The organism is Pseudomonas sp. G11-1, from assembly GCF_024031555.1.
In the GTDB taxonomy this organism is placed as follows: domain Bacteria; phylum Pseudomonadota; class Gammaproteobacteria; order Pseudomonadales; family Pseudomonadaceae; genus Halopseudomonas; species Halopseudomonas bauzanensis.
In genome coordinates this window covers 228,330-253,148 of record NZ_QEYQ01000004.1, presented here as the reverse complement: position 1 = coordinate 253,148, position 24,819 = coordinate 228,330, and the positions used below count along the sequence as shown (strand labels likewise).

Genomic DNA, 24,819 nt, shown 5'->3' with positions numbered 1-24,819 from the left:
CAAATTCCCGGTGATGGGCTTCAACGTTTCTTGCGTAGCAACAGCATAGCCAACGGCAGCAGGGGCAGCAGCATGGCGGTGGCCACCGCTCCCCGGTGCATGGTCAGCCAGAGTTGACGGCTGTGGTTACGGGCATCGGCGTCAAAGCGGCCATGACTGCCCATGTCGCGATCCACTGGCTCGAACAGATTGTCAGGGCGCCCGGGCGGCAGCGGCACATCGTCCTTCTGGCCCTGATAGCCATCGTCCTTGAGCATCTGATCGGCAATGAGCGGAAAGAACTTGTTACCCCAGATCGCCTTCACAGCGGGAAAGCCCACACATACCTCGCGCCGCCGTTGCCCGGCCGCCCAGACGATGCCTCGCGCTGCGACTTCCGGCTGGAAGATTGGTGGCATCGGCTGGGGTTTCTTGTCCAGGCGGGTGCGGGCCCAGTCAAACTGGGGGGTGTTGAAGGCCGCCAGATGCACGGTGGTGACATGGATGGAGCTGCGTTCATGCTCAAGCTCGACCCGCAGCGAATCGGTGAAACCGCGACAGGCAAACTTGGCTGCGCAATAGGCCGACTGCAGCGGAATGGCCCGATAGGCCAAGGCGGAGCCGACCTGCACGATCATGCCCCGGTTGCGCGGGCGCATATGGCGCAGCGCCGCGCAGGTGCCATGTACCGTGCCCAGATAGGTCACTTCGGTGACCCGGCGATACTCCTCGGCCTGCATCTTGCTGACCGGTGACAGCACGGTGACCATGGCGTTATTGACCCAGATATCGATCGGGCCCAATTCGGCTTCGATCTGCGCGGCGGCGTCATCCACCTGCTGCGCATCGGCCACATCCACCGTTTTGACCCAAGCGGTTGCGCCCAGGGCTTCCACTTCCGCCTTGGCGCCCGCCAGGCCGGCAGCACCGCGTGCCAGCAGGGCCACGGTGGCGCCGCTACGGGCAAATTCGATGGCGGTAGCTCTACCGACGCCGGCAGAGGCACCGGAAATCACAATAACTTTGCGCGAATGAAGCATCACAGGCTGCTCCTGAAAATGGCATTTGTATAGAGCAAATGACCCTGCCAGCGCCTGCGGTGTTCAAGTTAAAGAGAGAAGCTGTTGAGGGGGAAATCCGACTGATGTCTAAGCGCTATATTGATGTTATATTTTTGAGCTTATTGGAATAACGAAAGGGATTGGCGCATGAAAGATGTTTTGTTTTTTAATTCAATGCTGACACCGAAAATTCTCACGGGTGTTTATTGGTTGTTGCTGGTTATCGTCATAATCGGTGGTCTGGTCAGCATGTTTACCGTTAGCTTCTGGGCTGGGCTGGGCGCGCTGGTTGGTGGGGTGATCGGGGTTCGCATCTGGTGTGAGCTATTGATTGTGATGTTCAAGATTCACGAAAATCTGAAAAAGATTGCAGATAACCAGGCGTGATCCTGAGGCGGAGGCAAATGGCTTGCCTCCGCCTTACTTTCAGGGCTTACGCTTGTTACGCAACTGCTGGATCAGCCCTTTCGGCGGGTGCTTGATCACCAGCGAGTCATCGCTTTCGTCATACTCCACCCGGTCACCCAAAAGGTGCGCTTCAAAGCTGATCGACAAACCGTCAGCCTTGCCATAGAACTTGAGAAAGTTGTTCAGGGTCTTCTTATCCGGAGGAATCTCCGGGTTCAGCCCGTAATCCTTGTTGCGGATGTAGTCGTAGAAGGCCCGCGGCTGTTCCTCATCCATCAGCCCCGACAACTCCTCCAACGCTACCTGCTCGCCCTGGCGGGCCTGGCCGCTGACGTAGCCGCTCATGGCCTTGGTCTTGTCCTTGAGCTGGTCGGAGGGTAGGTCCGCCTCGCCGACGTAATCCTGGAACGCCTGCAACAGCGTGGAGGTTTCCTGCTCGGGGTTGGCGCCTTCGATACAGCCGATGAAATCCCTGAAATAATCCGATACGCGCTTGCCGCTGCGCCCGCGGATGAAGGAAATGTACTGCTTGGACGCAGCGTTCTGTTTCCACTCGGTGAGGTTGATGCGTGCCGCCATGTTCAACGCCGACAGATCCAGGTGGCGGGCCGCAGCCACTTCCAGATCATCCGTCACGGTTACGCCTTCGGTGTGGTGCAGCAGCGCGATGATCAGGAAGGCGGTCATGCCCTGGCGGTAGCGAATGAACAGCACATGGCCGCCAAGCGCCAGGTTGGAGCCTTCCATCAGGGTTTTCAGGTGTTCGGCAGACTGTTTGGTAAAGCCGACAAAGTCCTGTTCCTCATCCAGCAACTGCTGCAGCCAGCCGCTGAACGGATAGGCGCCGCTTTCCTCGTGGAAATAACCCCAGGCCTTGTTCGGCTTGCTGTTATATGCCTCTATCAGTCCCGCCAACAGCTGTTCCAGCGCCTCGGAATTGCCCAGCTCGGCATCGCGCAGGGTCAGGCTGGCGGGCTGGCCGTCAGGCTTCTTGTGAATCTGATGAACAATACTGTTGTCGATGGGCATACTGGTATCCGGAGCGGTAGAACAGGTAAACAACGATCGGCTGAACCGATGCGGTCAGCTGCAGCAAGGTACTCCAGTTGCCGATATGTCGCAAATCACGATGCGCTGGGGCCGGAGTCATTTTGGTTTTTGCATGGGAGTGGATATGAAGCGGATGATGCTGAGTGGGTTGTTGTTGAGCTGGGCCGTGCTGGCGACCGCCGAGCCGCTGCCGCCGTGGCACAACACACCCATGGCGCAGGCGGAGCGAACCGGGCAGGTGCTGGATACGGCCACGGGGTTGTGGCTGTCGGCTGATGATCTGGTCGAACGTCTGGCCCAGGCCGAGCATGTACTGGTCGGCGAGCAGCATGACAATGTGGACCATCATCAACTGCAACTCTGGCTGTTGCGTCAATTGCAGCAGCAGCGGCCGCAGGGGAGCCTGTTGCTGGAAATGCTTACGCCCTCGCAACAACCGGCCGTGGACAGCTTGCAGAACGACGATATCGAAGCGCAGCCTGAACAACTGGCGGAGCAACTGGACTGGAGCCCCGGCTGGGATTGGAGTTTATACGGGCCCATTGTTATCTGGGCGTTGGAGGAGGGCGTCAACCTGCGCGCCGCCAATCTCGATCGGGAGGAGATCACCACCCTGTACCGTACGCCGGCAGCTGTTTCGCCTCGCTATTCCGATCAGGCGTTAGCCGAACTGCGAGAAACCATCGAAGCATCCCATTGCGGGCAGATAGCCGAGCCGCAACTCAGCGCCATGCGCGGCATCCAGCAGCAGCGTGATGTACGCATGGGTGAACAACTGATCGCAGCACCGGCTCCGGCATTGTTGCTGGCTGGCAACTTCCATGTACGCAAGGACCTGGGCGTACCGCTACACCTGGACGGGCCTGCGCCAGTGGTGGTCATGTTGCACGAGGCGGGCAAGTCGATGCCAGGCGCTGAGCAAGCCGATTATCTGTGGCTGACCCCGGCTGGGCCGGAAAAGGATCATTGTGCGCAGTGGCAGCAAACTGACGACTGAAGCCCCGCCGCAATGGTGGAGGACAGATTCGCTACGCCGATATCTACAACGGAAAAATCACCGGCACCAACAACAGGGTAATGATCAACACCAACACGGTGAAGGGCGTGCCGATCTTCAGAAAGTCACTGAAGCGGTAACCGCCCGGGTCCAGTACCAGCGTGTTGACGGGGGAAGAGACCGGCGTCATGAAGGCCGCCGAGGCGGCCAGCGCCACGGTCATCACGAAGGGGTAGGGCGACGCTCCCATGGCCTGGGCGGTCGCTACCGCCACCGGTGCCATCAACACCGCAGTGGCGGTATTGGAGATAAACAGCCCGGTCACTGCAGTGGCAATGAATAGCGTGGCCAGCAGTGCACGCGGCCCGGCATCACCGAACAGGCTCAACAGCCCACCCACGGCCAGGTCGATGCCGCCGGTTTTCTGCAGCGCCAGGGCAAAGGGCAGCATGCCGACAATCAGGATCAGGCTGGGCCAGTGAATCGCCTTGTAGGCCGAATCCATGGTGATGCACTTGAAGGTGCCCATCAGCAGACAACCGATCAAGGCGGCCATCAGGTTCGACACCACACCGGATACCATCAACGCCACCATCACGCCCAGGCTGAACAGCGCATAGGGCGCCTTGCGGGCGGCGGGCACCACTTCCTTGATTTCGGTTGGCAGGCTGAGCAACACGAAATCCCGGGTCAGCAGGTGCAGCCGATCGATATCCTTCCAGCTGCCGGCGACCAGCAGCGTGTCTGCGGCCTTGAGCTTTTCATCCACCAACAGCCCCGGCAACGCCTCACCATGGCGCCGTAGGCCCACCACATTGAGCCGATGACGGCTGCGAAACTCCAGTTCCTGAATGGTCTTGCCGGGCAGGCGCGACTCCGGCGGCAGGGCGACCTCAGCCAACCCCAACTGATGGGAATGGGTACTGTAGTAGGAGGTTTCCAGCTCCAGCGGGGTGACACCGATTTCCTGATAGGCGCCCAGCAGGGCAATCGCCGGGCTGGCCAGGTCAACCAGGAGGATATCGCCCGGTTGCGCTACCGTATTGCCGGTGGCCACCTGCAGCAGATTGCGAAAGCGTCGCTGGCGCTCGATGGCAATGACATTGATGCCGTACTCGCTGCGCAGCTCCAGTTCGTTGAGCGGGCGACCGATCAACGGCGAATCCGCATTGATACGCAGCCGGCGCTCGCGCTCCGGCAGGCGGTACAACTCCGCCAGATCATGCATGGTCTGGCGATCCGGCTCGTCCTTGCCGGCACCGGAACCACCGAGCCAGCGACGCACAAACAGCATATAGCCGATGCCACAAACCAGTATGGCCAGGCCGATGGGGGTGAAGCTGAAAAAGGAGAACCCTTCCAGCCCATTGCGTACCAGCTCGCTGTTGACCACCATGTTGGGCGGCGTGGCCACCAGTGTCAGCATGCCGCTGATCAGCCCGGCGAAGCTCAACGGCATCATCAGCCGCGAGGCGGGAATGCCCATGCGCACGCTCACGCTCATCACCACTGGAATGAAAATCGCCACCACGCCGGTGGAACTCATCACCGAACCCAGCCCCGCCACGGTCAGCATCAGCAGCAGGATCAGGCGGGTTTCGCTGCTGCCCGCCTGCCGCACCATCCAGTCGCCCAGTTGGTAGGCAATCCCGGTGCGCACCAGGCCATCGCCGATCACGAACAGCGCCGCGATCAGCAGTACGCTGGGATCACTGAACCCGGCAACCGCCTCCTGCACGCTGAGCACGCCGGTCAGTGGCAACGCGACGATCACCAATAGCGCCACCACATCCATACGCGGCTTGTTGCGGATGAAGAGCACCATGCTGCCGAGCAGCAGGGCAAGAACGATGGTCAATTCGGTATTCACGCATCCATACTCATATGCCGGTGATTCGACGGGCGCGGCGGTGATGGCATCCCGGGAGGACAGTTCCTGGAAAGGACGATGCGCACAGTCTATGCGCATCATGTTGTGCGGGCTAGCGGGGGCAGACATGTCGATGGGCGTCAGGGTGTCTTCCTGCGGAGCACCAGTCCGATCCCGCCGAGCACAGCGACCGAGGCCGCGACTATCCGCAGAGTGAGTGGTTCGCTCAATAGCGCGACGCCGGCGAACGTCGCGATGATAGGCACACTCAGCTGCACGGTTGAAGCTTGCACGGCATTCAGGCCGCGAAGTGCGCTATACCAGATGGCGTAACCCACGCCGGATGCCAGGACACCAGAGAGGACGGCATAGAATGCGCCCCAGCCATCGAGCCGCAGCTCCCCCAGGAAGGGCAAACACAGCACCAGTGTGATGGGGAGGCTCCTGCGAAAGTTCGCGGCGGTCAGCGCGAGCGGATCGGCGGCTCCCCGGCCAAGCAGGGAATAGGCGCTCCAGGCGAGCCCCGAGATGATCATCAGTGCAGCGCTGCCGGCTGGAGGAGCGCTGGCTCCCGGCAGCAATAGCAGCACGAGCCCCGCCAGGGCCAGCAGCAGTCCCGCCACGGCCAGCGGGCCAAGCCGTTCGCCACGATAGATGCCATAGGTCAGCATGCCCAACTGGACCGAGCCAAACAGCAGCAGGGCGCCGACTCCCGTGTCCAGCTGGATATAGGCGAAAGTAAAGGCGACAACGTAAATGCTCAACGACAGCGCACCGGACCACGAGCCGGTACTGCGATTGCCGCGTTGGCGTAGCGCGAGCAGCAACCATAATCCCAGCGCACCGCTAATCAGGCGTATTAGAGAGAAACTTGCAGCGTCTATCTCGGTATTCTTGAGCGCCAGCCGGCAGAGTATCGAATTACCGGCAAATGCCAGCATGGCGATGCAGGTAAACAGGACGGTTCTCATCGAAACGGGTGGGTTCGGTTGCAACGTCGACTCATTCATAACGGTTCCTGCCTGGTCGGGATACAGGCGCTATCTTCATCTTATGCCTGTTTCGCTTTTTTGCTCATCAAAGGTGCCAATCATGATCACTTGCCATCAGTCGGATTACCTGGAAATTGCCTGTCTCTATCGCATCCCCATTGCTCTGATCTGGGCGGATGGCCGGCGGCTGGAAGGGACGCCGCTGGACACCGGCTATAACGAGCAGCGGGAGGAGTGCTTGTTGATGGATATTGGCGGGAACAGGGAATGGGTGGTGGTGGAAGAGGCGCAGGGCATGACCGCTTTGGCCGAGAACCCGCACTTTCATGAGGTTCGCTTTGGTGCAGAGTCTTAGCGATCACCGCAGGAGGCACAAGGTTGAACAAAATGGCGCCGGCTCGTAGCATCCCTTGGCTTGGCGGCTCACCCCACGAATAGCCAGCCCAGCCTTGTCCCTCATCAAAAGGTGATCCCGTTGTCTGAACTGAAAACGCTCGGTCTTTTCCTGATTACCGCCCTGGCAGAAATCCTCGGTTGCTATCTGCCCTATCTCTGGCTGCGCGAGGGGAAAACCATCTGGTTGCTGGTGCCCGGGGCGCTGTGTCTGGCGGCCTTTGCCTGGCTGCTGTCACTGCACCCGACGGCGGCGGGCCGGGTCTATGCGGCATACGGTGGGGTTTATATCTTCATGGCGATCATGTGGCTCTGGACCGTCGATGGGGTCCGGCCAACAGTCTGGGATCTGGTAGGCACGGCGGTCGCGTTGAGTGGCATGGCGATCATCATGTTTGCGCCGCGCAGCCTGTGATATTGGCCGAGGCGCCTTGCTCTGGAGCGAATCGCTACCCTTGCTTCGGCTTTATCATCAGGAGCATGCGCGCAATCAATCAAAGTCCTGCTTTTCCATCCACGGAATGATGCGCTCGAAGGCCTTCTCAAGATTGTCCAGAGAGGTGGAGTAGCTGAGCCGCAGGGCGTTGTTACTGTGATTGCCGAAGGTCTCGCCGGGGATGGTGCACACGCCGGTTTCCTTGAGCAGCCGCAGTGCCACATGGGTGCCGTTTACGCCTTCGGGCAAGGACGGAAACATGTAGAAAGCACCCTCCGGCTTGTAGCCCGTGAGGTGGGGTGTGGCCTCGACCAGCTCTATCAGCCGATCCCGACGACGGGTGTATTCCTCCCGCATGTTGTCGATAAAGTCATTGTCGCCGTGCAGGGCGGCCACCCCGGCCCACTGGAACGGTGTGTTGGCTACCGTGGTGGTGAACATGTGATAGCGCCGCAACATCTTGATGGCCGCCTGGCTGGCGAATATCCAGCCGATGCGCATGCCCGCCATGCTGTAGGTTTTGGAAAAGCTGCTGATCACCATGACGTTATCGAGGTCGCTGCAGGTTTCCAGCACTGAAGGGTATTCGATACCGTCGTAAATCAGGTGGTCATAGACCTCGTCGCTGATCACCTGAATGTTGCGATAGGCCGCCTCCTGAAGAATGGCGTCGAGGGTTTCCCGCGGGTAAACGGTGCCGGTCGGGTTGTTGGGGGAATTGAGTACGATGCCATAGGTGTGGGGTTCGATGGCATCGATCACCGCCTGGGGATCGAGTTGGTGGTTGTTTTCTGCATGGGTAGGTACTGCAGTGACCTCACCGCCATTCATGCGAATCAGCGGCGCGTAGAGAATGAAGGACGGGTCGGGCACGATAAAATGCCGGCCCGGGGCCGACACGGCGGTAAGCGCCAGATAGATGGCCTCGGTGGCGCCCGTGGTGATCAGCACATTCTCCGGGGTCAGCGGTTTCTGGTAGCGGTCTCCATAATAGGCGGCGAGGCTTTCGAGTAACTGGGGCAGACCGGCGTCCATGGTGTAGCCGGTCTGTCCGGCACGAAGGGCCTCGACGGCGGCGGTGACGACATTGTCCGGGGCCGGCAGATCCGGTTGACCTATGGACAGGTGGATCACGTCCGGCATCGACGCCGCCATGTTGACCATCTTGCGGATGCCCGGCATGGGCATGGCGCGCACGGACGGGTGCCACAGCGGATCTTCCGATTCGTACATCTCGATATCGATATTACTCAAAGACATGGCCTTACTCCGTCTCAACCCGGGAATCGAACAGTGCTGGTCGATGGTCAGTGAGGGGGGCTGCCTGCTGGTAAGCATGACCGGCGCGCAGCACCAGCGCGTCGTTGAACCGGGCGCCGACCAACTGCAGGCCAATGGGCAGGCCGTCATTGTCAAAACCGCAGGGAACCGACAATCCCGGCTGGCCGGTCATGTTGAAGGGGTAGGTGAACGGGGTCCAGGTGGGCCAGCGGGTATGGGGCCAATCCTCGGGCACTTCTCGGCCAGTCTTGAAGGCGGTGATCGGCAGGGCCGGGGTCAGTAGCAGGTCGTATTTCTGATGGAAGTGCGCCATGCGCTCGCGCAGGGCCATGGATTCATTGACTGCTCCCAGGTAATCGAGCATGGACAATTGCGCTGCCTTGTCCGCTACCGCGATCAGTTGCGGGTCCATCAGGGCGCGTTTTTTTGCCGATAGATCGCGGATGGCGTTGGCGGCGCCGCCATAGAACAGGTGACCGAAGGCGCCCAGCGGATCACCAAACCCAGGATCGACCCGCGTCACCTCTGCGCCCAGCGCGGTAAATACCGCTACTGCTTCGGCCAGTGCAGCTTCCACTGCGGGGTCTACATCGACGAAGCCGAGGTTAGGGCTGTAGGCGATCTTCAGCCCCTTCACTCCGCCTTCCAGCGCCGCCAGGTAGTCGATGGAGCGGCGGGGTACGGCGTTGCTGTCGCGGTGATCGGCTTCGGTCAGGACGTTCATCATCAATGCGCAGTCCTCCACGGTCCATGCCATGGGGCCGGCATGAGCCAAGGTGCCGAAGGGGCTGGCAGGCCAGTGGGGTACTTCACCGAAGGAGGGCTTGAAACCGACGATGCCGCAGAAGGCGGCGGGAATGCGGATAGAGCCACCGGCATCGGTGCCCAGTGCCAGAGGCGCCATACCCAGTGCCACCGCCACGGCGCTGCCGCCGCTCGATCCGCCAGCGGTTTTGGCTGGATTCCAGGGGTTGTTGGTGACGCCGTCAATGGGATTGTCGGTGACGCCTTTCCAGCCCAGCTCCGGGGTGGTGGTCTTACCGATCGGCACAAAACCATGGCGTGCCAGGGCCGCTACTGAAGGGGCGGCCTTGTTCAATGTGGTGTCCGGGTCGACAGTGTGCGAGCCGCGCCGCGTCGGCCACCAGGGAGTGAGGAAGACATCCTTGACGCCCACCGGCACGCCGTCCAACAGACCCTGCGGCTCGCCGCGCTGGTAGCGCGTCTCTGATTCTCGGGCGAAATCGAGGCTGGTCTTGCGGTCGACCAGGCAGAAGCCATTGGTATGGCTGTCGAGGCGCTCAATCTGATTGAGCATGGCTTCGGAGACTTCTACGGGGGAGAGCTTGCCAGTTCGATAGTAGCCGAGCAGGTCGGTGGCGGTCATGGTCAGGATATCGTTGCGCATATCGCTCCTCCAGTCATAGCCAGTGGGCCGCATTCACGTCGCACCCCCAGTGTAGTGCAGAAAAGGGAGGGCGGATCAGGGCGGGAGCTATTCCTCGAACAGGCGCCGGCGATGATGTCACTGTTCAGCGTCTCGACCGGATTGTCGGTGACTACGCTGGGGCAGCGACCGACGTTGAGCAGGGGCGCAGCGCGCCCCGGTAGTCAACGTTCACATGTACATCAGTAAATACACCGCGGCCCCAGCGGTATAGCCGAGGAACGCCAGCAGGCTGACCCGCTTGATGTACCAGAAGAACCCGATCCTCTCCATGCCCATGGCTGCCACACCCGCTGCCGAGCCGATGATCAGGCTGCTGCCGCCGGTGCCGGCGCAGAAGGCCAGGAACTGCCAGAACCGGCCGTCGGTGACGAACTGGCTGAGCCATTCGGTGTCGGTGGTGGCAGAGGCGAGCATGCCATCGGTGACTGTCGGGTACATCTTCATGGCGCCGGCCACCAGTGGCACGTTGTCCACCACGGCGGAGAGCAGGCCGATGGCATAGTTGATGGCAAAAATATTGCCCAGACCATCGCGCAATGCCACAGCGATCTGGCCCAGGTGGCCCGCCGTTGCCAGGCTGGATACCGCCAGCAGAATACCGAGGAAGAACAGAATGCTTGGCGTATCGACCCGGTGCAGAACGCCGATGACCGACAGCGGATGCTTTAGCTCCGGCTTCTTGTCCCGGTGCATGATCTCGGTGGCCACCCACAGCACACCCAACCCGAACAGGATGCCCATGTACGGCGGCAGGCCGGTGACGGTCTTGAACACCGGGACGAACAACAGCGCCCCGATACCCATGGCCAGCACCGCATTGCGCTCACGATCGGTAGTGGCATGACCGCCCTCAGCGACATGGGCACGTAAACGCGGGCGCGGCGCCTCACCTTTCAAGCGCAGGCTGAGAATGGCCAGCGGAACCAGCAGGCAGACGAGACTGGGCAGGAACAACTCGACGACCACCTGTTGCGCGGTGATCTGCCCGCCGATCCAGAGCATGGTGGTGGTGACGTCGCCAATCGGCGACCAGGCACCGCCGGCGTTGGCGGCAATAATCACAACCCCTACATACAACCAGCGCTCGGGGCGGCCCCGTACCAGTTTGCGCAGCAGCGAGACCATCACGATGGTGGTCGTCAGGTTATCCAGCACGGCGGAGAGAAAGAAGGTCAGCAGGCCGATGATCCACAGCAGCGAAACGCGCCGGCGCGTGGTGATGCGATCAGTGATGACCTTGAAGCCGCCATGGGCATCGATGAGCTCGACGATGGTCATCGCGCCCAGCAGGAAGAACAGGATCTCGGCGATTTCGCCCAGGTGATGACGCAGGGCGCTGACGACGATAGCCGAGGAGTCGGCAGGGTCATTGCTGCCCAGGGCCAGGGTTGGCAGGATCTCGTTGGCACCCAGCACCAGGACCGCCCAGGTCATGGCCGCCGTGAGGAGCGCGGAAGCCGCTTTGTCGAGTTTGAGGGGGTGTTCCAGCGCGATACATAAATAGCCAACCACAAAGATGACTGCCATCAACACATACATGAACAAGACTCCGTCTCGATTTTGAAATCTGCGTGCAGGCGCGGGCCGGCCTGCGGGTCAGGGGCGAGCTGTCGCCGATGACTGGAATGGGGTGCGCGTATTGTCCGCGTTGCGCGGGCAGGCTGACTTGTCAGAGATCAATTCTGCACGGTGATATGCACTTGCTATCAGCGTGAGCGGCCTGCGAGCGCAGGCCGCGGTATGTTTACCACTTACCCCAGCAGCAGGGCGTCATCCGCCAGCTTTTCCCCGCGCACTTTCTCGAACATGTGCAGCAGGTCAGGGACATCCAGGCCCTTGCGTTCATCGCCAGCGACATCCAGCACCACCTGGCCCTGATGCAGCATTACCGTGCGGTCGCCGATATCCAGCGCCTGGCGCATGCTGTGGGTGACCATCATGGTGGTCAGCTGTTTCTCGGCGACGATGCGTGCGGTCAACTGCAACACGAAGTCCGCGGTGCGCGGATCGAGTGCGGCGGTGTGTTCGTCCAGCAGCAGAATGCGTGACGGCTGCAATGCGGCCATCAACAGGCTCACAGCCTGACGCTGACCACCAGAGAGCAGACCGATGCGGTCGGTCAGGCGGTCTTCCAGGCCCAGGCCGAGGGTGGCCAGATGGGCGCGGAACTCATCACGCATGTCCACGCGCACCGCCCGGCGCAGGCCGCGGCGCTGCCCGCGCTGTTGCGCCAGGGCCATGTTTTCCTCGATGGTCAGGTCTTCGCAGGTGCCCGCCATGGGGTCCTGGAATACCCGCGCCACGCGGGTAGCACGGCTCCACACCGGCAAGCGGGTGACGTCATCGCCATCAATCAGGATCGCGCCGCTATCCACCGGCAGGTCGCCGGAGACCGCATTGAGAAACGTCGATTTGCCCGCGCCGTTGGTACCGATCACGGTGACGAACTGGCCAGTGGGAATCTCCAGCGACAGCCCCTGCAGCGCCTTGGTCTCGATCGGCGTGCCGGGGTTGAAGGTGATTTTCAGGTTCTGTGCGCTGAGCATCAGACATGCCTCCTGCGGGTCAGACGTTGCTTGATCAGCGGAATGACCAGCGCAATCACGACCAGCACTGCGGTAATCAGGTTCAGGTCCTGCGCCTGCAGGCCAATGAAGTCGCTGTTCAGCGCCAGGGCGATGAAGAAGCGATAGATCACCGCACCAATGACCACAGCCAGCGTCAGGTAGAAGATCCGCCGTGCCGGCAGGATGCTTTCACCGATGATCACCGCAGCCAGACCGATGACGATGGTACCGATGCCCATGGAGATATCCGCGCCGCCCTGGGTCTGCACGAACATCGCCCCGGCCAGCCCGACCAGCGCATTGGAAATGGCCATGCCAAGAATCACCATGGCGCCAGTATTCACGCCCTGGGAGCGGCTCATGCGCGGGTTGGAGCCGGTGGCGCGGATGGCCAGGCCCTGGCGGGTGGCGAAATAGGCATCCAGCAGCAGCTTGGCAGCAATCACCACCATCACCAGGATCAGCGGCCGGGCAATGTAATCAGCCAGCCACTGCGGCTGCAGGATGCTGAACATGGTCGGTTCCATGATCAGCGGAATGTTCGGCCGGCCCATGATGCGCAAGTTGATCGAATACAGCGCGATCATCATCAGGATACTGGCCAGCAGATCCATGATCTTCAGGTGCACATTGAGCACCGCAGTAACCATCCCGGCCAGCGCGCCAGCCAGGGTAGCGATGATGGTCGCCAGAAAAGGGTCCATACCGTTGGCAATCAATACCGCGCAGACCGCGCCACCCAGCGGGAAGCTGCCGTCCACGGTCAGGTCGGGAAAACGCAACAGACGGAAGGAAATGAAAACACCCAGCGCCACCAGACTGAAGATCAGGCCGACTTCGAGGGCGCCAAACAGGGAAAACAATGACATGGAATGTTAGGCCTTTGGTGAACGGCTGCGCCGGCGTGGGAGCACCGGCGCAGGTTGGATCAGTCGATGATCTCGGCGGCCGAGTCGATCAGTTCCTGGGATAGGGTGACACCCTGAGCCGCAGCGGCGGAACGGTTCAGATACAGGCTCAGCTCACCACTCTTCTGCGGAGCGATGGAGCCGGGCGCTTCACCCTTGAGTACGCGCACAGCCAGTTCACCGGCTTGCACGCCATGCTTGAAGTAGTCGATACCCAGCGCGGCGATGGCGCCACGCTTGACGCTATCGGTATCGGAAGCAACCAGCGGGGTCTTGGTATCCATGCCCACCTTGACCAGCGACTCGTAGGCGGACACCACGTTGTTGTCGGTGTTGGTGTAGATCACATCGACCTTGCCGACCAGGCTGCGGGCAGCAGAGCCCACATCTACGGTACGCGGCGCAGCGGCTTCAACCAGGGTCATACCCATGGTTGGCAGCAGTTCGCGCAGACGCTCGACCACGACCACGGAGTTGGCTTCACCGGGGTTGTAGACCATCCCCACGCGGGTGGCATCGGGCACAACACGCTTGACCAGCTCCATCTGACGGTCCAGTTCCAGCTCATCGGATACGCCAGTGACGTTGGTGCCGGAAGGCTCCCAGTTACGCACCAGCTGGGCCGCGACCGGATCGGTAACGGCAGCGAATACGGTGGGCACCGACTTGGTGCTGGACACCACCGCCTGGGCGGAAGGTGTGGCGATGGCGACGATCACATCCGGGCGATCACCCACAAACTTGCGGGCGATCTGCCCGGCGGTAGCCGTGTTGCCCTGGGCCGTCTGGTACTGCCACTTGAGGTTGTCGCCGGTATAGCCGGCTTCTTCCAGGGCAGAGCGGACGCCGTCGCGTACCGAGTCCAGCGCCGGGTGCTCAACGATGGCGGTAGCCGCCACCGACTTGGTCTCAGCGACCGCGCTGGAGAACGGGGTAGCCAGGCTCAAAGCCAGCGCGCCCAGGGACAGCCATTTACTGATGGGTGACTTCATTGCATTTCCTATCGGGCCGGCAGAGGCCCTGTTTGCTTGTTGTTGTGTCCGTGTTTGATGTCAGAGCCACGGGTTCCAGATTACAGATTGGCGATATGCGCCCGTTGTTCGCTGAGCTGAGCCACAGCCTTTTCGGCTTCGGCCAGCTTGGCGCGTTCCTTGTCGATCACCGCCGGCGGCGCCTTGGCGACAAAGCCCTCGTTGCCGAGTTTACCGCCAATTCGCTTGACCTCGCCTTCCAGGCGACCAATTTCCTTGTCCAGACGGGCCAGTTCGGCAGTCTTGTCGATCAGACCGGCCATCGGCACTAGCACTTCCATCTCACCCACCAGCGCGGTAGCGGACAGCGGCGCTTCGTCGCCCTCGGCCAGCACCTGGATGGACGACAGCTTGGCCAGCTTGCGCAGGAAAGCCTCGTTCTCGTTCAGACGGCGCTGGTCTTCGCTGCCAACCTTGCGCAGCAGCAGTTCCAGCTCCTTGCCCGGAGCGACGTTCATTTCACCACGGATATTACGCACGCCGAGAATCAGATTCTTCAGCCACTCGATATCACCTTCGGCGGCGCTATCGACACGGCTGTCATCAGCGACCGGCCAGGGCTGCAGCATGATGGTGTCGCCAGTCTTGCCAGCCAGCGGCGCGATACGCTGCCAGATTTCTTCGGTGATATAAGGCATGAACGGATGCGCCAGGCGCAGGGCCGTTTCCAGCACGCGCACCAGGGTGCGGCGGGTGCCGCGCAGGCGCTCGGCCGGGGCGTTCTCGTCCCACAGCACCGGCTTGGACAACTCCAGATACCAGTCGCAGTACTGGTTCCAGATGAACTCGTACAGCGCAGTCGCGGCCAGGTCGAAACGGAACTGATCCAACTGGCGAGTTACTTCCGCCTCGGTACGTTGCAGCTGGGAGATGATCCAGCGGTCGGCCAGGGTCAATTCCACGGGCTCACCATTCACACCAGTGTCCTTGTCCTCGCACTGCATCATCACGTAACGCGTAGCGTTCCAGATCTTGTTGCAGAAGTTGCGATAGCCCTCGACGCGGCCCATGTCGAACTTGATGTCGCGGCCGGTGGACGCCAGCGACAGGTTGGTGAAGCGCAGCGCGTCGGTACCGTAGGCAGCGATACCCTCGGGGAACTCGGCGCGGGTCTGCTTCTCGATCTTTTCCGCCAGCTTGGGCTGCATCATGCCGCTGGTGCGTTTCTGCACCAGGGATTCCAGGTCGATACCGTCGATGATATCCAGCGGGTCCAGCACGTTGCCCTTGGACTTGGACATCTTCTGACCCTGACCATCGCGCACCAGACCATGCACATATACGGTCTTGAACGGAATCTGCGCGCTGCCATCGCCATGCTTCATCAGGTGCATGGTCAGCATGATCATGCGTGCCACCCAGAAGAAGATGATGTCGAACCCGGTCACCAGCACATCGGTGGGGTGGAAGGTCTTCAGCGCTTCGGTCTGTTCCGGCCAGCCCAGGGTGGAGAAGGTCCACAGTCCCGAGCTGAACCAGGTGTCCAGCACGTCTTCATCCTGACGCAGGTTGGCGTCGCCCAGATTGTGCTTGGCGCGTACTTCCGCCTCGTCGCGGCCGACATAGACATTACCAGCATCGTCATACCAGGCCGGAATGCGGTGGCCCCACCACAGCTGACGGGAAATACACCAGTCCTGAATGTCGCGCATCCAGGAGAAATACATGTTCTCGTACTGCTTGGGCACGAACTGGATACGGCCATCTTCCACCGCGGCAATCGCCGGCTCGGCCAGCGGCTTGGTGGACACATACCACTGATCGGTCAACCAGGGCTCGATGGCCACGCCAGAGCGGTCGCCCTTGGGCGTCTTCAGGCTATGCGGCTCAATCTTCTCCAGCAGGCCAGCACTATCAAAGTCTTCAACAATCTGCTTGCGGGCAACGAACCGATCCATGCCTGCGTAGGCGGCGGGCAGGGTAGCGTCCACTTCATCATTGACGCTGCCATCAATATTGAACACCTGGCCACGGGCCAGAACCGCCGCGTTCTTGTCCAGCACGTTGATCAGCGCCAGGTTGTGGCGCTTGCCGACTTCATAGTCATTGAAGTCATGGGCTGGGGTGATTTTCACGCAGCCGGTACCAAACTCGGGGTCGCAATAATCGTCACCCACAATCGGAATACGCCGGCCGACCAGCGGCAGCTCGACGAACTTGCCGATCAGCGCCTGGTAACGCTCATCTTCCGGATTCACCGCCACAGCGGTATCACCGAGCACGGTTTCCGGGCGGGTAGTGGCAACGATCAGGTAATTCTTGCCATCAGCCGTGGTCGCACCGTCAGCCAGCGGATAACGCAGATGCCACAGCGAACCGGTCTCGTCGTGGTTCTCCACCTCCAGATCGGAAATGGCCGTATGCAGCTTCGGGTCCCAGTTCACCAGACGCTTGCCACGGTAGATCAGCCCGTCTTCATGCAAGCGCACAAAGGCTTCCTGCACCGCCGCGGACATACCCTCATCCATGGTGAAGCGCTCACGGCTCCAATCCACCGAACTACCCAGACGACGAATCTGCCGAGTAATGTTGCCGCCGGACTCCTCCTTCCACTCCCAGACCTTCTCCAGAAACTTGTCCCGGCCCAGATCATGACGGCTTACACCCTGCGCGCCCAGCTGACGCTCCACCACCATCTGCGTGGCAATACCCGCATGGTCGGTACCCGGCTGCCACAGGGTATTGCGGCCCTGCATACGGCGGAAACGGATCAGCGCATCCATGATCGAGTTATTGAAACCATGGCCCATGTGCAGGCTACCGGTCACGTTCGGCGGCGGCAGGGCAATGGTGTACGACTCGCCAGAACCCTGCGGAGCAAAGTAATTGTTCTGCTCCCAGGTCTGGTACCAGGAAGATTCAATAGCGTGGGGTTGGTAGGTTTTATCCATGGGTGTTTTGGCTGTCCGGTATATGGCTGGCGACGGTAAAGGGTGCCACGGCAGCTTACAGGAGTCCCGCCTGGCCCGCCGATCGGTGGGGCTATATAAAGCAGGAACTCCGCGCGCCATGAGACAGAGTCGCAAAAACGGCCATTATAGCGAGGAGGGAGGGTGGTCGCATCCTTGTTTGTATGGCGTGCAGGGTGCATTGAGCGCAGGTCATACGGCGCCCCGACATCTGCATTCACACTCTATGACTTTCCGACTATGGCCAAGCGCCATTCTCTGGGCTATGTTGACCCCAAAGCATGGATCGCAGCCGTTCCCGCCCAAGGGGCAAGGACAGCCTACCTTCCATACCCGAATCGAGAGCGTATTGGCTTGCCCGCCTGTTGAGGGGCGGGCGGTAGCGTGCCTGGCGGGGTGGGTTTGTACCCAGTAGTAATGGATTCATGAAAAGACGCAGTCAAGCGAATACGGGGTGGGCTGTGGTGTGAGCTGTAAGTTATTGTTTTTAAAGTATATTTCTGGCGGCGTGATTTCGGTGAAGCGGAGTTATGTCGCAGTCACTGTTATGTATTAGTGCTGCGTGCGATCTAATCACTGTTACATACAAAACCAATGAGTGATCACACAATGATAGATTGGCTAAATACCTTAACTGGAAATGATATAGCAACGTATATAGGTGCGCTTTTAGCCCTAGTGGGTTTGTTCTTTGTTGGGTCGAAAATGATTAATAAGACAACACAAAAGCAGAACGTTAAAAATGGAACAGGAATTCAGGTTGGCGGAAATCTAACAATAGGCGAGAAAGATGAATCAGAAAGCAACAGTTAAGGAAAATTCTACCTCCATTCAAGTCGCAGGCGATATGTCAGTAGGGCTAACTTTTGAAAGTTGTGAAAGGTTATTCAACCTACTGCTGCACGAGAATTTCCCAAAGCTGGAGGCCGCTGCAGCTCAAAAGGCACAAGAAAACGTAAAAACGCTTGTCTCTTCAACCTATCAAAAGCTTGAGGCTAGATTAGATCAGATTGAAGTATCTAAGTTAGCTGAGCCAGATGTACAAAGTACATTTAATTCCGCAGTCCAAAGCGCCGCTAAGAAAGGCAAAAAAATAGATATAAATCTATTGTCCGAATTACTACAAGCTCGGCTAGAGAAAGAGAATGATGATTACGTTGATAACTGTATTGAATATGCAATAGATATCATACCAAAATTAACGCATGAGCTACTTTCTGTCTTGCCAATTGTTCACTTCATTCAATCTTTATCATTCAGTAATGAAGCGGCTTTAGATCAAGTGTTTGTTGAGTTGAATAGACATTTTTTGTCCCAGTGTAAAAGCATCTCCATAACTAAATTAAAGACAATAGCTTCATCAGGCGCGGGTAGCTATATCAATATAATGGGTGGGAACACACTTCAAGATAGCTTCAAAAAGAAATATCCAACCCTGCAAGTCGAAGACGTTAAAGTAAAATTTCCTAATGTGTGCAGCTTTCTTGAAGAATATGACAAACTTTCTCTTCATCAGCTTACTTTAACTACTGCCGGGCAAGTGATAGCAACAAAAATGTTAGAAAAGATATTTGGAAGAATGCCTATTAAAGATTGTGTGCGGTAAAGTATGTAACAAGCGGCTATTGTCGCCCCTTCGGGGCTGGGACGGCCTTTCCGCCGCTTCGCGGCTCCAAGTCCGCCCCAAAGCCGAGCGTTAGGCAACACTAAGGAAGATCATGCCTTTAAAAGAAGAAACTAGAAATCTCATCCATGATTATTGTGTAAGAGATCTCCCTGGAGATATGTCTTGGCACATAGATAAATTCTCATTTATTGACGACGCTGAGCTTAGGCTTCGATTGGGAAGAGCTTTTTACTCTGCACGTTATGTCTACAAGCTAATGGAGGCTACATTCGTTCAAAATGACGAGCAGCATCCATTTGTGAAGTTTCAAATTATGCAATATGCCTCAATATACGAAGCCGTGATAACCAACTTGTTGTGGGGGTTGCTTAAAGAGCATCCGGAAGTTATACAGATCCAAACTCATAAGGCATATAAGCCAGTGAACGCCTTGGGCAGTCTAACCAAGGTTAAGTATGGGGACGAAGATATATTCACCTGCGTATATCGCGACGCAAAAACTCCAAAAAATTCAATACCATTTAAAGATAAAGTTGACTGTGCAGTACGCATTGGCTTTCTCGAAGCGGCTTACGCTGAGGATATTAAGCGTACCTATGAGCTAAGAAACCTAGCGCATATTGAAACAGAAGCATCGAAACAGCTTGATGTAGAAATAGCTCAATCAAAAACTGCATATTGGCGTCTCGGCCCGTTTCTTGATTATGCTGCATCGTTTGTAAGTAGCTGCAATACCTAACAGATCAATCAACTACGCGCCTGCGGCGCCGGACAGCCTACCTTCCGCTTCGCTGCATTGCGGCTGCCGGTTATTGAGGCGTTATGTTCCGGAGGTAGTCATTGGACTACGCTGAAATATTAAAAATTGTCTCACCTATTTTTGTAGGCTTCATATCTGCTTACTGCGGATCACTACTAGCGCTAAATAAATTTAAAAAAGAAAAGTTCTGGGATGAGAGACGCAACTCTTACAAATCCGCAATTGAGGCATTGGAGGAGCTTCTTCATTGGTCTGAACAAGTCCGTGCTGATCACCATTGCGAACCATCAAACAGCGTAAAAGCTGAGCCAGAGTTAGCGCTACGGTTAATATCAAAGCTGGCCAGAACGGGAAATCTCATATTTTCCACAAAATTCTCTGAAACTCTAGAAACCATTGACCAATCAATTTCAAGAGCGGCATTTCAAATCCATGACCAGAGCCTTGGAAGTTACGAATCTGAAAGGGAAAGAGCGGAGTGGTTTCTAATTGAGGCAAATGAAATCAGAACGATTGTAGAAGCAAATCTTCCAAAGCTAATAGAAATAGCAAAAGATGAGCTTCCCAAAAAAACATAACAACTGGTTCAAACCGTTAGCTACGCTCACTGGGACGGGCTAAAGCCCGCCCTTAACCAAACGTTATAGGCAAGACAGGTTTGTCTAAAATATAAACATCGAAAAATTGGAGAAAGCTGTGTTCATTTTAACGGAAGCGAAAATTAATAAATACAAGAGCTATACCAATGAACAAGTTATAAAGCTTGAGGATGACGTAACTACTCTTGTTGGTAAGAACGAAAGCGGAAAGACAGCATTCCTTGAGGCGCTGGCAAAGTTCAATTACTTTACCGATGATGATGATTTCAAATTCGATGAGGTTAGAGATTACCCCCGAAATGAACTGAAAAAGTATCAACGATCGGAAGAGGATGCAGTTGTAATAACATGCACTTTTAAAATTGACGAAGAAACAATTGATGAAATAAATTCGGATTTAGGCAAAGGCGTTCTTACTGCCGAGCAGTTCAAGGTTGAAGTCAAGTATAAATCTGGTCGTGCTTGGTATTATATCAAATCCAATGAAGAAAAATTTCTTGAAAACTTACAAAGTAAGCTGGGATTTGAAAATGAGATTAAAAACCACTTATTGAAACTAGGTACAGTGAAAGCGGTAGTAGAGTGCGATGCAGGAGAAGATGAAGAGCTTAAGAAAGTCATTTCTCATATTAACGAAAACATCGTCAAAGAAGCTTTTGGTTGGAAAACGAACCTAATAGATGCCTATATAATAAAGAGATATTTAAACCCTCGTATTCCGAGGTTCTGGTACTTTGACGAGTATCATGAGCTTCCATCAAGAGTAAGCATAGAATCAATTCGAAAAAACGCACCAACTGGTGAGCTAACGAAACATCAATTGGAAACGGCAAAGGCGCTGTTCGAGCTTGCTGTTGTTGATATAGATGAGCTGGCAAGTTCATCTAGCTTTGAGGCATTCATTGCTGAGTTAGAAGCTACTTCTAATGAAATAACAGACACTATTTTTGAGTACTGGTCAACCAATAGCAATCTCGCAATCGAGTTCAAAATTGACTCTGTTATAAGACCAAATCAACAGCCAGAAAAAATCTTAGATATACGTGTCAGAAATAACAGGCACAGAATATCGTTGCCACTCAAGAATAGAAGCAAGGGATTCAATTGGTTTTTTTCATTTATAGTATGGTTTAGTAAAATTCAGGATGACAAAGATAGCAACTTCATTCTTTTATTAGATGAGCCAGGCTTAAATTTGCATGCTTCTGCGCAAGCTGATTTGCTGCGGTTCATTAAGGATCTTTCAAAGGAATATCAGATTGTTTATTCAACTCACTCGCCCTTTATGGTGGAATCGGACTCGCTGAACAGAGTGAGAACTGTGTATGACTCGGAAAGCGGAAGTATTATATCAGACGCAATTCAAGAAAAAGATCCAGACACCCTTTTTCCACTTCAGGCTGCGCTCGGATATGATATAGCGCAAAATCTATTTGTTTCAAAGAATAATTTGCTAGTTGAGGGGCCTTCAGATTTAAACTATCTAACCTATATGTCTGGCCTTTTGGAGGGAGAAGGTCGTGAGGGCTTGAGACACGATATTACCATTGTGCCGGTGGGTGGCCTGGACAAAGTGGTTTCCTTCATTTCATTACTCCGAGGATCAAAGCTAAAAGTGGTTTGCTTGCTTGACTCATTTAATAATTCCAGCGGTTCTCAGCGACTGGAAGGATTGATTCAATCAAAAATTATCAAAGACAAAAGCGTTAGATTCTTCGACGAGTTTGCTGGTGAGAGTTATAGCAAAGCAGATATTGAGGATTTGTTCGGCAGATCAGAATATCTAAATATTTTCAATCAATCATTTCCAGAATATAAAGACATAAGTATTTCTGAATTAGATGATGGCAAGCCAACTATTTTGCTTCAGTTAAAAGCGGCGCTTGGAGGCAAGAGGTTTAATCATTACAAGCCATCACAGTGTTTGCTGGGTTCAGGTATTGATGCAAAAGGCTTTTCTAAAGGCACTCTCGATAAATTTGAAAATATGTTTAAAGAAGTCAATAAGCTATTTTGAGTGTGGTTTGTGCAGACGTTTTTAATTTATCGAGTCCTATAACAATGCACTGCACCGGACAAGCCGGTGAGCGCGGCGTTATACGAAAATCTATAGTGGAGTGAATACTTAAATGTCAGGGAAGTTATGTCAATAAATAATATACAAAAATTAAAGCAATTCGGTATTTTCAAAAATCACACGAATGCCAATGCTAAGGATTTCGGAAAGTACAATCTATTTTATGGGTGGAATGGAAGCGGAAAATCTACCCTTTCAGGTGTTTTTCGATGTATCGAAAATAGCACCACTTCAGGTAAATTTCCTTCTTCAGAGTTCACTGTGAACATTGGTAACGGTACGTCAATTACACAAGCGAACGTATCGAGTGCTGACCTAAATATTCACACCTTTAACCATGACTTTATTGACGAAAACATATCATGGGACAGCGTTGTAAAAAGTCTATTGCTTGTTGATAAAGAGAAAATTGAAGAACGTGAGAAGCTAGAAAAGCTAAAAAAGGAACAGGAAGCTGACACTAAAGCACACAACGTAGAAGCTGAAGCGATAGGGAAACTTGATGGTGCTGTTTCAAAATTTGGAACTGATAGTGCGCGGCACATGAAGACAAGTCTTCAGTCAATCGACACAACTGATAATTACTACCTTAACTACGACAAGCGTAAGTTTGAAAAATTTATCAACGATAACCTTGAAGCAAGTAAATCAGACGCCCCGCTTCTTGACGATCAAAAAATTGTTGAATTGACCAACGCTGCTAAGCCTGATCAAAAATCTCCGATTACCTTTAATCAATATGCTATTAATCAGGAAACTTTCACTAAAGCTAAAGAGCGCCTTGATGATCTTTTGAAAACCAGTGTGGTCAGTCAAACTCTTCAGCGGCTTGTTGAGCATGGTGATATAAAGTCTTGGGTTGAAACTGGCCTTGACCTACATAAGCGCCACGATACAAACCAATGTGAGTTTTGTGGCAGTACCATCACCGAAGAACGCACTAAACAGCTAGAAGCCCACTTTAATGACGATTACAAAGTCTTTCAAACTCGGCTTGAAAGTGCTGATGGATGGCTTTCTGGTCAATATATTCAGCCTCCAATGCTTCCAGCAAGTAGTGACTTTTACGACGAATTCAAAAATGGATACGGAGAAGCATGTAAAGCTTTAGAAGAAGCCATCAAAACCCTAAACGATGAAATAACAGTGTGGCACGCTGTGTTGAAAGAAAAGACAGCTAATCTACTTGAAACTGGTCTAACGGTTGAAGCTATTAGCGAATCATCTGTAAAGGCGTTTAATGATGCTATGACCGCTATTAGCGCGGCTGCTGGTAAACATAATCATAAATCAGGTAACTTCAAAGAAGAAACTAACAAAGCAAAAAAACAACTTGAACTTCACTATGCAACTACTGAAGTGAAATCATTCGGTTATCACGATAAGAAAAAAGAAGTTGTTGACCGAACAACCGCAAATGGATTGCTAAAAACAGCGATCAATACAAGAAAAATTGAAATTCTAACGCTTGAAGATTCACTATCAAATGAAGGCGTGGGCGCTGACCAATTTAACGAATCACTTCATAAGTTTCTTGGTCGCAGTGAGTTAACCCTCCGGTTCAATCCAGTTAAAAAAGGGTATGAAATACTTCGGAATGATTCCGAACAAGTTGACGGAAATCTAAGTGAAGGTGAAAAGACGGCTATTGCGTTTGTCTATTTCATAACCAAGCTAAAGGAGAACGACAATAAAATTGAAGACACTATTGTTGTCGTGGATGACCCTATTTCAAGTTTCGATTCCAATCACCTTTTTCACGCATATTCATTTATGAAAGTGAACTGTGAAAAGGCAAAACAATTATTTGTTCTTACCCATAATTTCACGTTCTTTAAGTTGGTGCGCGATTGGATTTCACGAAAAAATAAGCGTGACAACCAGAATATTGCAAACTTCTATACTGTTAAGGCAAGCAACGAAGTGCCTCGAACTTCAACTTATACAGACGCCGAGCCAGCGCTAACTTTATATAACTCAGAGTATCACTATATATTTTCGCGCCTGTATTCGTTAAAAACTCAACAGACCCTTGAAACGGATGATCATTTCCTTGCCGCCAACTTGTCCCGCAAGCTACTTGAATCCTTCTTGTCCTTCAAATTCCCTAAGAATCGGGGGAACTTCGCTAACTTGTTTAATGTGGCTGTTTCGGCAAGCCAAAATCCGGAAGATGAAGGAAAAGAAAAGATTCGAAAATTCATCAATGAGTATTCACATAATGACCTCATCGAAACTAATGAAGACTTTGTTGAAAACCTGATGGGTGAAGGGGTTACGGTTATTTCAGATATATTTGACTGGATAAATGAGCTAGATGAAAAGCACTACAAAGAAATGATGGAAGTTGTGGCATGAACAGAAATGCGTATAACAAGTTGCTGCACTCAGATAATTTACTCGCTATGCTCCCAGATTTTAGGT

General features: G+C 54.9%; 20 protein-coding genes. 9 read left to right on the top strand and 11 right to left on the bottom strand.

What is annotated here, in order from left to right; translation table 11 throughout:
* Positions 1 to 20: 20 nt before the first annotated feature.
* The gene (locus DHB74_RS13590; RefSeq protein ID WP_499161728.1) at positions 21 to 1,019 is read right to left on the bottom strand and encodes an SDR family oxidoreductase; all 999 of its coding nucleotides are present in this window, start codon (positions 1,017 to 1,019) and stop codon (positions 21 to 23) included.
* 168 nt (positions 1,020 to 1,187) lie between these two features.
* Between DHB74_RS13590 and DHB74_RS13585 the strand changes: the two genes are divergently transcribed.
* Positions 1,188 to 1,427, top strand: coding sequence for a DUF4282 domain-containing protein (locus DHB74_RS13585; RefSeq protein WP_036992911.1), 240 nt, complete (start codon positions 1,188 to 1,190; stop codon positions 1,425 to 1,427).
* Positions 1,428 to 1,466: 39 nt separating this feature from the next.
* Here the strand turns inward: DHB74_RS13585 and yejK are convergent, their stop codons facing one another.
* Positions 1,467 to 2,477 carry a nucleoid-associated protein YejK gene (gene yejK / locus DHB74_RS13580; protein WP_036992909.1) on the bottom strand — a complete coding sequence of 337 codons (1,011 nt, stop codon included), beginning with the start codon at positions 2,475 to 2,477 and terminating at the stop codon, positions 1,467 to 1,469.
* 145 nt (positions 2,478 to 2,622) lie between these two features.
* Between yejK and DHB74_RS13575 the strand changes: the two genes are divergently transcribed.
* Positions 2,623 to 3,495, top strand: coding sequence for a ChaN family lipoprotein (locus DHB74_RS13575; RefSeq protein ID WP_499161727.1), 873 nt, complete (start codon positions 2,623 to 2,625; stop codon positions 3,493 to 3,495).
* A 43-nt stretch (positions 3,496 to 3,538) separates the two neighbouring features.
* On the opposite strand, the gene DHB74_RS13570 is transcribed toward DHB74_RS13575, so the two are convergent.
* Both DHB74_RS13570 and DHB74_RS13565 read right to left on the bottom strand, forming a co-directional pair.
* On the bottom strand, positions 3,539 to 5,320 hold the full coding sequence (locus DHB74_RS13570) for an SLC13 family permease (protein ID WP_407920293.1): 1,782 nt from the start codon (positions 5,318 to 5,320) through the stop codon (positions 3,539 to 3,541).
* A 185-nt stretch (positions 5,321 to 5,505) separates the two neighbouring features.
* Complete coding sequence (locus DHB74_RS13565; RefSeq protein ID WP_499161726.1) at positions 5,506 to 6,375, bottom strand: DMT family transporter; 870 nt, start codon at positions 6,373 to 6,375, stop codon at positions 5,506 to 5,508.
* Positions 6,376 to 6,457: 82 nt separating this feature from the next.
* Here DHB74_RS13565 and DHB74_RS13560 point away from each other — a divergent pair, with 82 nt between their 5' ends.
* Positions 6,458 to 6,712, top strand: coding sequence for a Rho-binding antiterminator (locus DHB74_RS13560; protein ID WP_499161725.1), 255 nt, complete (start codon positions 6,458 to 6,460; stop codon positions 6,710 to 6,712).
* Between the two features lie 120 nt (positions 6,713 to 6,832).
* Positions 6,833 to 7,165, top strand: coding sequence for a YnfA family protein (locus DHB74_RS13555; protein WP_499161724.1), 333 nt, complete (start codon positions 6,833 to 6,835; stop codon positions 7,163 to 7,165).
* Positions 7,166 to 7,240: 75 nt separating this feature from the next.
* On the opposite strand, the gene DHB74_RS13550 is transcribed toward DHB74_RS13555, so the two are convergent.
* The 7 genes from DHB74_RS13550 to DHB74_RS13520 form a co-directional block, all read right to left on the bottom strand.
* Positions 7,241 to 8,446, bottom strand: coding sequence for a pyridoxal phosphate-dependent aminotransferase (locus DHB74_RS13550; protein ID WP_074781314.1), 1,206 nt, complete (start codon positions 8,444 to 8,446; stop codon positions 7,241 to 7,243).
* A gap of 4 nt (positions 8,447 to 8,450) precedes the next feature.
* Entirely contained in the window at positions 8,451 to 9,875 is a 1,425-nt protein-coding gene (locus DHB74_RS13545) for an amidase (protein ID WP_499161723.1), read from the bottom strand.
* 210 nt (positions 9,876 to 10,085) lie between these two features.
* Entirely contained in the window at positions 10,086 to 11,456 is a 1,371-nt protein-coding gene (gene nhaD / locus DHB74_RS13540; protein ID WP_499161722.1) for a sodium:proton antiporter NhaD, read from the bottom strand.
* Between the two features lie 212 nt (positions 11,457 to 11,668).
* A complete protein-coding gene (locus DHB74_RS13535; protein WP_036992897.1) occupies positions 11,669 to 12,463 on the bottom strand; it encodes an ABC transporter ATP-binding protein in 795 nt (264 codons plus the stop codon).
* The gene (locus DHB74_RS13530; RefSeq protein WP_136870134.1) at positions 12,463 to 13,353 is read right to left on the bottom strand and encodes an ABC transporter permease; all 891 of its coding nucleotides are present in this window, start codon (positions 13,351 to 13,353) and stop codon (positions 12,463 to 12,465) included. Before DHB74_RS13530 ends, DHB74_RS13535 begins: the two co-directional genes overlap by 1 nt.
* 59 nt (positions 13,354 to 13,412) lie before the next feature.
* Positions 13,413 to 14,384: an ABC transporter substrate-binding protein gene (locus tag DHB74_RS13525; RefSeq protein ID WP_499161721.1), complete on the bottom strand. Its 972-nt coding sequence runs from the start codon at positions 14,382 to 14,384 to the stop codon at positions 13,413 to 13,415.
* A gap of 80 nt (positions 14,385 to 14,464) precedes the next feature.
* The gene (locus DHB74_RS13520) at positions 14,465 to 17,314 is read right to left on the bottom strand and encodes a valine--tRNA ligase (protein WP_499161720.1); all 2,850 of its coding nucleotides are present in this window, start codon (positions 17,312 to 17,314) and stop codon (positions 14,465 to 14,467) included.
* Positions 17,315 to 18,122: 808 nt separating this feature from the next.
* Here DHB74_RS13520 and DHB74_RS13515 point away from each other — a divergent pair.
* From DHB74_RS13515 to DHB74_RS13495, 5 genes are all read left to right on the top strand, one after another.
* On the top strand, positions 18,123 to 18,938 hold the full coding sequence (locus DHB74_RS13515) for an LPO_1073/Vpar_1526 family protein (RefSeq protein ID WP_499161719.1): 816 nt from the start codon (positions 18,123 to 18,125) through the stop codon (positions 18,936 to 18,938).
* A 112-nt stretch (positions 18,939 to 19,050) separates the two neighbouring features.
* Positions 19,051 to 19,698: a hypothetical protein gene (locus DHB74_RS13510; RefSeq protein ID WP_499161718.1), complete on the top strand. Its 648-nt coding sequence runs from the start codon at positions 19,051 to 19,053 to the stop codon at positions 19,696 to 19,698.
* Between the two features lie 101 nt (positions 19,699 to 19,799).
* Positions 19,800 to 20,297, top strand: coding sequence for a hypothetical protein (locus tag DHB74_RS13505; RefSeq protein WP_499161717.1), 498 nt, complete (start codon positions 19,800 to 19,802; stop codon positions 20,295 to 20,297).
* Positions 20,298 to 20,415: 118 nt separating this feature from the next.
* Complete coding sequence (locus DHB74_RS13500) at positions 20,416 to 22,335, top strand: ATP-dependent nuclease (RefSeq protein WP_499161716.1); 1,920 nt, start codon at positions 20,416 to 20,418, stop codon at positions 22,333 to 22,335.
* Positions 22,336 to 22,461: 126 nt separating this feature from the next.
* Positions 22,462 to 24,753: an AAA family ATPase gene (locus DHB74_RS13495; RefSeq protein WP_499161715.1), complete on the top strand. Its 2,292-nt coding sequence runs from the start codon at positions 22,462 to 22,464 to the stop codon at positions 24,751 to 24,753.
* The last annotated feature ends 66 nt before the right edge of the window (positions 24,754 to 24,819 follow it).

Coding starts and splice junctions, on each gene's coding strand:
- DHB74_RS13590 (WP_499161728.1), bottom strand. CDS start 1,019: ATGCTTCATTCGCGCAAAGTTATTGTGATTTCCGGTGCCTCTGCCGGC.
- DHB74_RS13585 (WP_036992911.1), top strand. CDS start 1,188: ATGAAAGATGTTTTGTTTTTTAATTCAATGCTGACACCGAAAATTCTC.
- yejK (WP_036992909.1), bottom strand. CDS start 2,477: ATGCCCATCGACAACAGTATTGTTCATCAGATTCACAAGAAGCCTGAC.
- DHB74_RS13575 (WP_499161727.1), top strand. CDS start 2,623: ATGAAGCGGATGATGCTGAGTGGGTTGTTGTTGAGCTGGGCCGTGCTG.
- DHB74_RS13570 (WP_407920293.1), bottom strand. CDS start 5,320: ATGGTGCTCTTCATCCGCAACAAGCCGCGTATGGATGTGGTGGCGCTA.
- DHB74_RS13565 (WP_499161726.1), bottom strand. CDS start 6,375: ATGAATGAGTCGACGTTGCAACCGAACCCACCCGTTTCGATGAGAACC.
- DHB74_RS13560 (WP_499161725.1), top strand. CDS start 6,458: ATGATCACTTGCCATCAGTCGGATTACCTGGAAATTGCCTGTCTCTAT.
- DHB74_RS13550 (WP_074781314.1), bottom strand. CDS start 8,446: ATGTCTTTGAGTAATATCGATATCGAGATGTACGAATCGGAAGATCCG.
- DHB74_RS13545 (WP_499161723.1), bottom strand. CDS start 9,875: ATGCGCAACGATATCCTGACCATGACCGCCACCGACCTGCTCGGCTAC.
- nhaD (WP_499161722.1), bottom strand. CDS start 11,456: ATGTATGTGTTGATGGCAGTCATCTTTGTGGTTGGCTATTTATGTATC.
- DHB74_RS13535 (WP_036992897.1), bottom strand. CDS start 12,463: ATGCTCAGCGCACAGAACCTGAAAATCACCTTCAACCCCGGCACGCCG.
- DHB74_RS13530 (WP_136870134.1), bottom strand. CDS start 13,353: ATGTCATTGTTTTCCCTGTTTGGCGCCCTCGAAGTCGGCCTGATCTTC.
- DHB74_RS13525 (WP_499161721.1), bottom strand. CDS start 14,384: ATGAAGTCACCCATCAGTAAATGGCTGTCCCTGGGCGCGCTGGCTTTG.
- DHB74_RS13520 (WP_499161720.1), bottom strand. CDS start 17,314: ATGGATAAAACCTACCAACCCCACGCTATTGAATCTTCCTGGTACCAG.
- DHB74_RS13515 (WP_499161719.1), top strand. CDS start 18,123: ATGAATCAGAAAGCAACAGTTAAGGAAAATTCTACCTCCATTCAAGTC.
- DHB74_RS13510 (WP_499161718.1), top strand. CDS start 19,051: ATGCCTTTAAAAGAAGAAACTAGAAATCTCATCCATGATTATTGTGTA.
- DHB74_RS13495 (WP_499161715.1), top strand. CDS start 22,462: ATGTCAATAAATAATATACAAAAATTAAAGCAATTCGGTATTTTCAAA.